8 protein-coding genes are annotated in these 12,154 nt (G+C 30.8%); 5 read left to right on the top strand and 3 right to left on the bottom strand.

What is annotated here, in order from left to right; translation table 11 throughout:
- Window positions 1–246 precede the first annotated feature (246 nt).
- The 4 genes from Q8S45_RS10285 to Q8S45_RS10270 are packed head-to-tail and all read left to right on the top strand — an operon-like array spanning window position 247 to window position 6,355.
- A complete protein-coding gene (locus Q8S45_RS10285) occupies window positions 247–3,996 on the top strand; it encodes a hypothetical protein (RefSeq protein ID WP_305604386.1) in 3,750 nt (1,249 codons plus the stop codon).
- A 42-nt stretch (window positions 3,997–4,038) separates the two neighbouring features.
- Window positions 4,039–4,653 carry a zinc ribbon domain-containing protein gene (locus Q8S45_RS10280; RefSeq protein WP_305604384.1) on the top strand — a complete coding sequence of 205 codons (615 nt, stop codon included), beginning with the start codon at window positions 4,039–4,041 and terminating at the stop codon, window positions 4,651–4,653.
- 6 nt (window positions 4,654–4,659) lie between these two features.
- Window positions 4,660–5,529: a hypothetical protein gene (locus Q8S45_RS10275; protein ID WP_305604382.1), complete on the top strand. Its 870-nt coding sequence runs from the start codon at window positions 4,660–4,662 to the stop codon at window positions 5,527–5,529.
- A gap of 49 nt (window positions 5,530–5,578) precedes the next feature.
- The gene (locus Q8S45_RS10270; protein ID WP_305604380.1) at window positions 5,579–6,355 is read left to right on the top strand and encodes a hypothetical protein; all 777 of its coding nucleotides are present in this window, start codon (window positions 5,579–5,581) and stop codon (window positions 6,353–6,355) included.
- A gap of 148 nt (window positions 6,356–6,503) precedes the next feature.
- Here Q8S45_RS10270 and Q8S45_RS10265 read toward each other — a convergent pair whose 3' ends face one another.
- Genes Q8S45_RS10265 through Q8S45_RS10250 form a run of 3 tightly spaced genes read right to left on the bottom strand, consistent with a single transcriptional unit; the run spans window position 6,504 to window position 10,193 of the window.
- Window positions 6,504–6,719, bottom strand: a complete 216-nt coding sequence (locus Q8S45_RS10265; protein ID WP_305604378.1) for a hypothetical protein — start codon at window positions 6,717–6,719, stop codon at window positions 6,504–6,506.
- Window positions 6,720–6,721: 2 nt separating this feature from the next.
- Complete coding sequence (locus tag Q8S45_RS10260; protein ID WP_305604376.1) at window positions 6,722–8,191, bottom strand: Eco57I restriction-modification methylase domain-containing protein; 1,470 nt, start codon at window positions 8,189–8,191, stop codon at window positions 6,722–6,724.
- A complete protein-coding gene (locus tag Q8S45_RS10250) occupies window positions 8,163–10,193 on the bottom strand; it encodes an Eco57I restriction-modification methylase domain-containing protein (protein ID WP_371133014.1) in 2,031 nt (676 codons plus the stop codon). The genes Q8S45_RS10260 and Q8S45_RS10250 overlap by 29 nt, the downstream gene beginning before the upstream one ends.
- Before the next feature lie 339 nt (window positions 10,194–10,532).
- Between Q8S45_RS10250 and Q8S45_RS10245 the strand changes: the two genes are divergently transcribed.
- The gene (locus Q8S45_RS10245) at window positions 10,533–11,903 is read left to right on the top strand and encodes a Gfo/Idh/MocA family protein (protein ID WP_305604374.1); all 1,371 of its coding nucleotides are present in this window, start codon (window positions 10,533–10,535) and stop codon (window positions 11,901–11,903) included.
- Window positions 11,904–12,154 lie beyond the last annotated feature (251 nt).

Below are 12,154 nucleotides of genomic sequence, written 5' to 3'. Positions count from 1 at the left end.
TTAGGGCTATTCCGATGAAGGTATTCCAATACCTCAATCTCTTCATTTTTAAGTGTTATATATCTCATAATGAGATAAATATACGAAAATTATTATATATACGCAATAAAATACGACATTATTTTATTCTTATTACTTATAATCAAAATTTAATTTTATATTTAAGCTATTATATCATTATTTTAGAATGTTGCTTTTTTATAGAGATTGCCTAAAATGCTGATTAAAAATTTTAATAGCTTTATTATGAGATTGTTTCAATTTTATTGTATTCTTTTTTTATTTTCTATTGTTGGCTATTCACAAAGTAATCCTATGAATGTTAATGTAAAACCAGACCAAATGATGGAATGGACTCGTTTACCAAGCGATGGTGAAATAGCTGAAGCAGTCAGAAATTTACAGGATGAATTAACTCAAGACATTAGCGTAAATGGTGTACAAGTTGACAGTAAAAGAGTTGAATTATCGCAAGTAATTAAATCTCACAATAAACTTTTGGCAGGAAAAAGAGAACCTTGGACTATTTCATCAGCCAGAATATTTGCAGGTACGATTTCTCAATATCGTACAACAATTTGGGGTTATTCGTTGAGGCAGAATCAGCAGACAGGAAAATTTGGATTTGTTTATGGGTATATGGGAAAGTATCGGCCTCAATCAATTTCTGAAGCATACAATGATAGGTATAATAGTATTAAAAATTCTGATAATGAAGCATTTGGTTTTGCACCACCAATGGGTTCAAGTGCTGAAAACTCAACTATTGCAGGAACTGATATTGATGGAATTGTGCCAATCGATGAAAATGAAGACGACATTCCTTGGGAGCTTGTCATTGGTGGTTCTATTGCCGCTGTAGTTGCTGCTATTTTGAGGAAAATATTAAAAAAAGGTGTGAGTGCTGCCGCTAACTCTAAATCAACTTCCAAAAAAGAAAAAAATCAAAAAGAGAAAAAAGAGGAAAATGAAGAAGAAGCCAATTACATTTTACAACTAAATAAAAACAACTTCCAACTAAAACTAAATGAACCTGAAACGCTTGAAGCTCGAGTATGGAAAGTTACTTCCAAAGGGGAAAAGCAATGCAATGCCGACATTCAAATTCAGAATCCTGAAAAGGCGCTAAAAATTACCCCAACAACTGGAGTAAATAATTTAGAAGCTCAATTGCTATTGCAACAACAACCCAAAGAACCCAATTTCAATATTATCGTTACTGCAAACGCTGAAGGTCATGAATTTCAAAGAGCTGTAAATATTCGTCCTTTTGGAGAAATGCAAATCGTAGTTGAAACGGCGCCTGATAACAAACGTTCTTTACGTCCAGACACTTTTCAAACGATTGCTTGTTATGCACAAGTTGTAGATGAAAATGGAAAAAACATCCCTGATTTAACTAAAAAAATAAAATTCGATCCTAAAAGTGATTGGGTAGATGTGTCGGAAACTGTTTTGGATGGTGATAAAATGGGTGTTAATATTGGTTGCACAAACCCAAATCCAAATGCCGCAGTTTCAAATCCACCAAATACGGTAACATTAAGCATTTTTATGGATGAAGTTGCTGAAGGTGAAGAACCTTTACAAAACGATTTGGTTATTACGTTATTAGATTGCAAATTGGAAGTTGAAATTACCGAATGTTCGTTTCCTGTAACTGAGGAAATTAGCGAAATTACATTTGATGCTTATATAGAAAATACCGATGGAGATGAAGACTGGAATTTCAGTGGTGAATATCGTAAAGGTATTGACCCCGATGAGCCATTGACTGAAATTAGCATCAGCAGAAAATCGGAAACGGAAGTGACCATTACACTTACAGGCCCAATTTTAAAACCTAGTGGCAATGAAACATTTTTGAATAAGACTTTGATTATTTCAGCAGCACAAGGCGAAGAAAAACCATTGGAAAGAAGAATAAGTGTTTCCGTTTCACAAGTGGGACTATTTATTAAAAAAGGAGTGGAAGGAACCAATGAATTGATGTTTACGGCAGACAAACCTTTTGAATCCAATTTAGATTTTGCGCTTTATAAATATGATAAGAACTCCAATCAAATAGTGGTAGATGAAAATGGGTTAGAATACCTAACATTTGAATTGCAAAATGAGGAACAAGAGCTCATCAATTTGGCAAGTGTTTTAAATCCAACATTATCGTTCGATAAATTAGTGACCAATATTCCTTATGGGCGTTGGAATTTTAAAACACAGGAAGATATTCCAGGATTTGGAGAGATTCATACCTTAAATTATTTAGTAAAAGCGCCCTTTGGAATTGATGACAATCCAGAAGTTTTTGAACAAATTTTAAAAGTTAGAGTCAGAACCTATGGCATAGGAAAAGAATTTCCTGAATGGGTAGAAGCGTATGAACAATGTAAACACATTATCAATAATTATGTTCCCGTTGGCGAACCTCGAAATAAACTGAATGATATATTAGAAGCACGTAAACTTGTTTTAGGTGCCGAAGGTTTGACCGAATTGCGAAACAGAATTTGGAAAATTGCTCAAGATTTAATTTTAGCGGAAGGTGCAGAAGGATATAAAAGTATGGAAGTTTGGGCAAACCGAATAACTGTAACACTTGAGTGGACAGAATGGGCTGGTGATTTGGCTTTCAATGCTTTAGCGGCGTATTATTTGAAAGGGGTTGGCGCTGTAGGAGCCAGTATGGTAAAAGGAGGTATGATAGAAGCGTTGAATTTCTATATTTATGATAATGATAAAGGTTGGGATGTTTTTGTTGACAGGCAATATGAAAAAATCATTCCTTTTTTAATGAATGTTGCGAAAGGACGTTTGATAAGCATTGAAAACATTGAGTTGGTTGTTAAAAAGAATAAAATTTTAGCTTGGACTATTTTTATTAGTTGTGAATTTTTATACAATTTGTATCAAACAAAATCTGTTGTTGAAGCTGCTAAAATAACTGCGGCTCAATTACGTGATGAATTAATTATGCGAAAGCTTACTGCTAAATTACAGAATGACGCATTAAAATATAATCTCAAATTCACATCACCTGATGAAGTTTTAGATGCTTTAGTTAAAAGTGTAAAAACAGTGAATGGCGAAGATATTATAGATCCTAAAAAATTATTGGAGTTTATGCGCGATCCTGCAGCTGTTAGAACCATCAAAAATCATGGAACGGAATGGATGAAACAAGTTTTTGAAAAGTCTAGAAATAAAATTTATAAACAACACGATGCAGAACTGAAAAAGTATATTTCTGAGACCTATAAAATTGAACCAAATGATATAAAAATTGACGATTTCAGAACGCCGGGAACAGACGGTAAAACAAATCTTAATACGGATAGAGATTATAGGGTTTTACGAAAAGTGAAAACCAAAAATGGAGATGTTTGGATAGAAGTTCAAAGTCCAAATTGGAAACAAAAATCGTATGAAATTTTTGGAGAAACTACCGGAAAACCAGAAGGGGTTTCATCTCAAGAATGGGCAGAAAGCCATCAACAGAGAGGGACTGATCGTTTCGATTCTGAAGCTAGTAAAGATTATGCGGATAATACATACAATCCTGATACAGGTGAAATTAATAGAAATAAGCCCAATATTCTACAAGTAAAAGAAGGCAAAGGTCGATTGATAGATTCAGAGGAATTGGGAAATATGTATAAAAACAAAGTGAATCATGCGTTAGAACCGGGAATGGAGCCAGAAGCTTATGCACAAGCCAAAAAAGGAGTTGATACTTTAAAAAAAGTTAGGGATGGTTATGGCGTTCAAGGTTTGGATGTCCCTGAAATTCCTGATAAATTAAAAAAAGCCATGGACATTGTAGAAAAAGCTCATGTAGATGCAAATGCGACACCTGAACACATTGAAATGCTCAACAAAAAACTAAAAGATTTGGACTATAAAAACATAGGAGATGTTGCTAAAGATATGGCAGATAGTTTCAAAGATTTAAAAAAACACGACTCAAATGATCCTAGACAGGTAATTTTTGGTTGGTAATAATATGATGAATTTTATATAATTTATAAATTATAATTAAAAATGTCCTATTGCTCAAATTGTGGTACAAATATTCCTGTGGAAGCTAAATTTTGTCCTTCTTGCGGAACTAAAATTGTTCTTAAAACTGCGAATAAATATCTTACAGGGTATAAAGAAAAGATGTACAAAAATACAGTGATGTCTTTAAAAAATGAAGGACGAAATTTTGCTGAAAGCAAGGTTAAAGAAGCATTAAGTTCCTTCACAAAAAAACCAACAAATGTTTCAGAAAAAACTCAAAGCATATCGGAGGTTTTTAAACCCACAAAAAAAACAGAAACAAAACAGACCGATAGTATATTAAAAGCAGGAGGAATAACTATTTGGACTTGGATTTATTTGATTATCAGTGTCTTATTAGTATATAATGGTTATGGAATAGATACAATTTTAGGCGCTTTATTATTTTCAGTTATTGTTTTATTGTTTGTGTTTTTAAGAAAATCAAAGCCCAAACCATACAACTGGTTGGTTAAGATTATTTTAGTATTACAAATAGCTTATTTGGTTTTAGTGCTACCAGAAGGAATCTTGTATCTTGGAATAAACACATTGCTTTTAATAGGAATATTTATAACAGACTTTGTCCTTTTATTTAAAGGAAATAAAAAATAAATAAAGATGGAAACAAAATTTTGTTCAAATTGTGGTCAACCCTTTACTCTTAAAGAAAATTATTGCAAATCTTGTGGGATGAAAATTTCACAAATTCAAGATATAGAATCAAATGAAAGTAGTGATAAATTATCATTGAATTTAGATAAAATCAATCAGAAAATTAACGTCAAAAATACTCAAAAAAGTACCGTTTATAAATCTTTGATGGTTGCTGTAGTTGCTTTTTTCATTGCCGTGTTGCCTTTTTTTGACAATAATCCGATAACAGGATTATGGGGAATAGCCTTTATTGGATTTTTTATTTTTTTAGCTGCCTTAATTGTTGCTTTTATTTTTAACAGCAGAGCCAAAAAATTACAATCTTTATTAACTGGAGAAAAAATAGTGGCATCTTGGATTCTAAGTTCTGATGAAAAAATAGCATATGTCAATCATCTCTATGAAAGTGAAAAGGCAAAAAACAAAGGGATATTTTGGATAACAACTGTTTTGATTGTAGTAATATTTGGAATTTTCATTCTTGTTATAGACGAAGGAAAAGCAGCTATGTTTATGGTTATGTTGATTCTCATAGGTTTTATTGCTGCTTTTGCATTTGGAATGCCAAATTATTATAAATCAAAAAACAGTAATGCGGATGGACAAATTTTAATTGGTAAAAAGTTTGCCTATATCAATGGTTTTTTTCACAACTGGGATTTTCCACTTTCAGGCTTGAAAAATGTAAAAATTATTAATGAACCTTTTTATGGAATACATTTGACTTATTATTATACTGACAGAACGTGGACTAATACCGAATCAATAAATATTCCAGCCTCGGAAGTTGTTGATTTGAAAGAAGTAATAAACAATCTAAAAATCGCTAATTAAAAAATAATTGCTCAAAAATATTGAATTGTAGAATTAGTTAATAAAAAGAATGCAAAAATTAATATACCTACTAGTTTTAATTGTTGGATTGAGTTGCCAAGATAGAACTGTAAAAGACAAGGATTCAGAAATAATTTTGAAAAACCTATCAGAAAAAGAATCGTTTTCTAAAAATGATTCTATAGATTCAGATGATATAATATTGGTAATAAATAATTTAGATACTGTTTGGTTTTACAGAACAGATTTGCACTTTATTGAAAAAGAATTTCCTGAAATTACTTCACAATTCCAAATTTTGCATCCTGATATTGCTTATTCAAAATCAAGAAATGATAATGGTTCAAGTCAAAAGAATGAATATTTTAAAGAAAACTTTAGTAGTCTAGCTGGTCAAGATTATTATTACAGGCTGTATGCTTACTACTTAAAAAATAGAAATAAGTCTAGCGTGTATCAAAATGAAAGTAATACGTTAAATAATCTTCTAATACTATTAAATGACTTCATGTCTATTAAAGCTGGTGGAGGTAGCTATTACGCTCATAGATATGCAAGAATTCCGGCGTATGTTGAATTTGAAGTTTATAAACTAAATAGCACTTCTCACTTTCTGACTCAACTAAATATGAAAAAGAAAAAAGAGTTTATTAAAATGCTCAAAATAAAAGAAAAAATTAATGAAGAGATTGCTTTTGAACTCGTTGGATTAACTAGACAAGAAATACGAGATGAATTAGCGAATATAATTTTAACAATTGACAAGTTAATAATCAATGATTTTTATTTAAATAGATGTCTTAATTTTTTTCAAATCGAAGAGTAGTTAAAATCAATTGATTATTAATTTTTTCCAAATCATAATCGATAAAAAAAACCTAGAGCAAGTCTAGGTTTTATATTTTATTCTTTTTAAGTGCAGAAACTAAAGCATCTAAATGAATAGCAGTGCACTTGTGCAAAGTTACAAATAGTTATTTGTATTTTATCTTATCAGGTAAGTCTTTTTTTAATTGAGTTTTAATAACATAATTGTCATCAGGTAATTGAAGAAAATTTGTTATATAATCATCATTTACATTTTTATATAACCTAAGAATATTTGCAAAATATTCAGTATTAAAATCTTCTAATGGAGTTTTATTTCCATTGTTGTTGTTTTTATAAAGATTTATAAGGTCTAAAAACATATCTAACTATTTTCCACAATCTTAATTTCCTCCTCAGTTAACCCATACAACTCATAAACCATTGCATCAATTTCTTTATCTGTTTTATCTATATTGGTTTTTAGCTCTAAGGCTTTTTTGCTTTCTTGTAAAAAGTAATCTTCCCATTCCGCTTTTTGAGATAAGGAAAGTTTTACTTTTTTCTTTTCTAATTCTTTTATAAACTCTGCAAAAGAAAGCAAATACCAATCTTGTAATTTTTTAGGTAATGGGTTTGCAGGAGAGTTGGCAAGGGGTTTTAACCCCTTGTCGAAGAATTCTCTTTCTAAAGCTCTTTGGAATTTTTGAGATAAAAGTTCAATATCTTTTAATAATATTATTAATTGGTTTGCTTTATTAGTAAATGATATTTGCTTTTCAAAAGATATTTTTTTTATTGGTAACTCTTTAACCTGTCCTATTCTAATTTTAGGAAAAACATCAGTATTTGCAGCAAATTTAGTCTGGTAATAAAACTGTATTACATTAGAGTTTAAAATTGAAATAATGTATAAATAATTAAAAATATTTTCATCATTAAGTTTTATTGAATATAAACTTCTATTTTGTTGAAAATTTTCTTTTTCAATGTAAGTAGATGTTAACCTATTTCCTGTTTCTCTAATTAAAATTCTATTTTCTGTAAAAAAATAATTATCTTTTTTAAATTCTTCATAAATTGAATTAGGAATAGAGCTAATAGATTTTATTCCATATCTAAAAATGTCTTCACCTGTTAAAAATTCAATATCATTATTACCAATATTAACTTTATCTTTCCCAATTTCTAAACCTCTCATTATTTTTGAGATTTCAGATAGTTTAATACTATTGTTATCCAATTTACTTATTAAATCATTCCCAGTAATAAATTTGTCCCAATTCTGTTTTTTTATTGTACAATTTTTCAAAATTGAAATAGCAGTTGGCATTTGAACATCTTGGAATACTTTATCCCCTAAATCATAAATTTCTATTATCTCAGTATTGTTTAGTAGCAATTCTCTTAAACTTTCATATCTCATACCTTTTATGAATAAACTTGGAGTAATGAAACCAAACATCCCATTTGTATTATTTATTTTTATTCCTCTCTCAAAGAATAAAGCATATAAATCACCACATTTGTTTGTTTTAAAATGACTATAGAAATTATTATTATATTGTACATAAGGCGGATTCCCAATCACCACATCAAAACCACCATTATATTCTTTCCTAAAAGCGTGTTTATAATCGCAAACAATACTCTCGACAAGAAGTTTTATTTCCTTGCTGTGTTGCGGTAAGTTGTGCTTGCTTCGGTTGTGTTTTATATAATCTATAGCTGTAAACAAATACTCTTCAGTAGATATTTCTTTGCAACCAAATTTTTGTGTCCATAAAGGAGTTTGATTTTTAGTGTTTGGCAAGGGAGCATGCATTTCAGTATTCAGTATTTGGCAAGGGAGCATGCTCCCTTGTTGATAAAAGAATAGACTCCCTAGTTTGGGTACAATTTTTAGAGGTTATAGATTTTATCTTTTGAACGATTTTTGTTATTTTTTCCTCTTCACACACCAACAATAAATGAATATGGTCTGCACAAATATTATACGCCAAAACGTTTAGGTTATCGTCTTTTACAATATTGGCAATGGTTTGTGTTATTACAAGCTCATCTTCATCAGTAAAGTAACTTATGTTTGGATATGGGTTAGTGCCTAAATCTCTTTTTTCACGAACTTTATAGTCTATCATGCGCTGTGAAGTTCTGCTGTCGTGTACCGCAGTGGTGATATGAAATGCTTTTTTATTTTTTTCTTTAAAAATTTGAGGGAATTCTTCTTGCCAATTAAAGGCTTTATCGCCGGCAATTTCAGGGTCATCTATTAAACTGTTTCCACATTTAATATTGTTGTTTAAATCGTTTAATTTACGGTTTGGCTGTGCGGTGCGCAACCATAAGGAGAGTTTGGCAATTTCAACGCTTTCTTCATTTAAATCCACCCCAAATAAGTTGTTTTCTAAAATGCTTTTTTCAACATCGCTTAATACCATTGCATCACCAAATAACTTGGCTTGTAGTTCATCAATATATCTGTGTTCTGAGATAAGGAAATCTAATGCCTGGTTTAAAAATGCTCCTGAGCCACAAGCTGGGTCACAAATAGTTAATTGCAGTAGCCAATTGCGGTAATCTTTTAATTCTTCAAAATATTTTTGTTTTTCCTTTTTAGGCAATTTTGGAGATACTCCCCCTTTGGGGGCTATGGGGCGTTTTTCTTCACACAGCTTTCCAACAGTATTTTCAACTATATATTTGGTAATGTATTTAGGAGTGTAAAATACCCCATCCTTTTTTCTTTTAGTTTTAGATTTGTCAACTGCCTGTCCTTCAAGTTGTGCTTTTATTTCATCCAATTCATTCAAAGAATTTTCAAAAATATGCCCTAAAATATTTACATCAACTTCACTTATAAAATCATACTCAGAAAGTTTTAAAGTATGTTTGTATAACAAATCATCATCAATTGTGATGGTGTCTAAAACTTCATCGGGTAAAAATAAACCTCCATTATAGGCATATACATCATATTGTTTTCCTTTAAAACCAGTATTTAAGTAGCCAAAGTATTTTTTAAATCTGTCAAAAAGTGGCGTATAGGCATCCAATTCTTTCAGTTTTTGCCATTGGTCAAGAATTAGCCTTACTGAGTTTGGAGGCAGTAATTGCCTGTCTTCAGCAAAAAATAAAAATAGAAACCTATCTAATAACTTTTGTGATTTCTGGAATAATGTTAGAGGGTCAAACTGTGGATTTAATAATACCAAACTTTGGTGCAGTTCTCTTTTGAACAAAGAGTAATCATTGTACAATTTTTTAGTGATAGCGTCCTCTTGACTTACAGATTCTTTTTTGAGTTTTTGAGGAATATCACTTTTAATATTCTCATAAGCCAAGCAAAGATATAGTAGCTCAAAATCCTTCTCAGTAAGTGTAAATAAGTTGAATTCTATATGCTCAATAGCATTGTCTATATAAAATCTAAGTTTTTCAAAATTTGAAGTAATTACATAAGTACATTCTGGCTGATTATTTTTATAACCGAAAGCCTGAACTTCTATTTTTCCTAAATCAGTTGTATTTGTTCCTTTTAATTCTATAACAGCTTTAACTATATCTTCTATAATAATAGCACCATCAGCTTTTTTACTATCCTTTATGTTTTTGTATTCTGTAGTAAGATTAAATTTTGTTTCAGAAGAGGAGGCTGGTTTTGTGTAACCTAGAATTTTAACAAAAAAATCCTCTAAAAATTCACCTTGATATTGTTCTTCTTTTAAATTTCTTATATCTTCTTGAACTTTTGGAGTTAGAAAATGATTTTTGAAAAGATTCCACTGTATTGCAATTTTCTCTTTGTTCTGAGTTTTTAGGTGTTTTGTAACAACTGAACTCTGGAATATTGACATAGCTTATTTTTTAAAGAGATAAATTTAGGGATTTAATTGTTTAATTGAACATACAATTTTATCTCTAATACCATTTATTTTATAAATATTAATTTTTTGAGTTAAAAAAATATCAACAATGTATTTATTAGAACGCGTTGGGTGCAATTAATTTTTAACGATGATTTTTCGTCACTTCAATTTCTAGGGGGAGCTACTTTTGATAAAACCTTTACAGAAATGTAAAGGCTTTTTTATTTTATTCTGGTTAAACATGGGCAAACAAGTTATTAATTTTATATTTTTGTTTTATGGCAAAATTAAAAAGAATAGAATCAATTAATTAATAGTTTTTTTGAAATGAAAAAAGAACTTTCTAGAAGAAATCTCCTTAAAACCTTAGGGTTTGCTACTGGAGGACTATTAACTGTGCCTTTGCACGGATTAGCTGCAACAAACCTTCGTTTGCATTTACCAAATTCTGTAAAATATCCAGCACCGGATAAACCAGTTACGGCAATTACTCTTGGAGCTGGTAATCGCGGAAATGTATATGGCGCTTATGCTGTTAAATACGCTGATCATTTAAACATTGTTGGTGTTGCTGAGCCAATTGAAGTTAGGAATAAGCGGTATTGCCAAAAACACAATATTCCTGTGGAAAATAGTTTTGTAACTTGGGAACATGTTTTTGAAAGAGCCAAATTTGCAGATGCCATCATAATTACTACTCCCGATAATTTGCATTTTGGGCCTTGTATGAAGGCTCTTGCTATGGGATACGATATATTGTTAGAAAAGCCAATAGCACCTACTGAAAAAGAATGTAGAGATATTTTGGAAATGGCAAAAAAAACAAAACGAGTAGTAGCAGTTTGTCATGTGTTGAGGTATTCTCCATATTTCATTAAATTGCGAGAGCTCATTCATAATGGAAGTATAGGTGAACTTATTAGCATTCAGCATTTTGAGCCTATCGAGCATATACATATGTCGCATAGCTATGTTCGTGGAAATTGGCACAATAGCAAAGCAACAACACCAATAATTCTTGCCAAATCCTGTCATGACCTTGACATCTTACGATGGATGGTCGGAAAATCTTGTGAAAAAATATCAGCTTTTGGCGATTTAAAATGGTTTAGAAAAGAAAATATGCCGACAGGAGCAACACTTCGTTGCATGGATGGATGTGCCATAGAAAAAGAATGCCCTTATAGTGCCTTAAAAATTTACTATCGAAACAGACAACGAACTTATGTTTTTGATCTTCCCGAAGATTCGAATAAACAAGGAGATGCTATTCTCGACTATCTAAAAACAACTAATTATGGACGTTGTGTTTATCAAATGGATAATGATCAACCAGATCATTACACCACTAATCTTCAATTTTCAAATGGAGTTACAGTAGCATTCAGTATGGAAGCTTTTACTTCCTACGAAGGGAGACGTACACGTATAATGGGAAGTCATGGAGATATAGTTGGAGACATGTCTCAACTTGTACATACTAATTTTTTAACGGGGGAAAAAATAGAATGGGAGCTATCCAGTGATTCTCATGGCGGTGGCGATTGGAATTTAGTGTCAGATTGGGTTCAGGCAGTATCAAAGCAAAACGTAGATTTACTGTCTTCATCTATAGATGCTTCTGTTGAAAGTCATATTATGGGATTTACAGCTGAAAAAAGTCGTTTGGGCGGTAATACAGAAAAGGTTTTTTTGTAGTAAAGTATAAATGATATCCAACACGTATTTATTTTTGATATGAAAACTTAGTTATTTTGATAACATCAACGTTCTTAAAAATCAATAATTTAATCATTTTTATTAAATAATATTTTGATTGTCCGTAATTACCCATAATTAATAAAAAAGCGTTATATTTGATAAAAAAAACGATGAATTTATTCAGTTTTACAGCAAATTTTGGGAGCGAGGAATCTTGTAGGCTTCATTTTAAAGAAGAAAGAGACAAA

Origin of the sequence: Lutibacter sp., from assembly GCF_030692605.1 — a bacterium.
In the GTDB taxonomy this organism is placed as follows: domain Bacteria; phylum Bacteroidota; class Bacteroidia; order Flavobacteriales; family Flavobacteriaceae; genus Lutibacter.
Note: the sequence above shows the minus strand (reverse complement) of the source record. Positions and strands in the feature narration are given on the sequence as shown.

Excerpts from the sequence above, each read along its gene's own strand:
- Q8S45_RS10285 (WP_305604386.1), top strand. The coding sequence starts at position 247 with ATGAGATTGTTTCAATTTTATTGTATTCTTTTTTTATTTTCTATTGTT.
- Q8S45_RS10280 (WP_305604384.1), top strand. The coding sequence starts at position 4,039 with ATGTCCTATTGCTCAAATTGTGGTACAAATATTCCTGTGGAAGCTAAA.
- Q8S45_RS10275 (WP_305604382.1), top strand. The coding sequence starts at position 4,660 with ATGGAAACAAAATTTTGTTCAAATTGTGGTCAACCCTTTACTCTTAAA.
- Q8S45_RS10270 (WP_305604380.1), top strand. The coding sequence starts at position 5,579 with ATGCAAAAATTAATATACCTACTAGTTTTAATTGTTGGATTGAGTTGC.
- Q8S45_RS10265 (WP_305604378.1), bottom strand. The coding sequence starts at position 6,719 with ATGTTTTTAGACCTTATAAATCTTTATAAAAACAACAACAATGGAAAT.
- Q8S45_RS10260 (WP_305604376.1), bottom strand. The coding sequence starts at position 8,191 with ATGCTCCCTTGCCAAATACTGAATACTGAAATGCATGCTCCCTTGCCA.
- Q8S45_RS10250 (WP_371133014.1), bottom strand. The coding sequence starts at position 10,193 with ATGTCAATATTCCAGAGTTCAGTTGTTACAAAACACCTAAAAACTCAG.
- Q8S45_RS10245 (WP_305604374.1), top strand. The coding sequence starts at position 10,533 with ATGAAAAAAGAACTTTCTAGAAGAAATCTCCTTAAAACCTTAGGGTTT.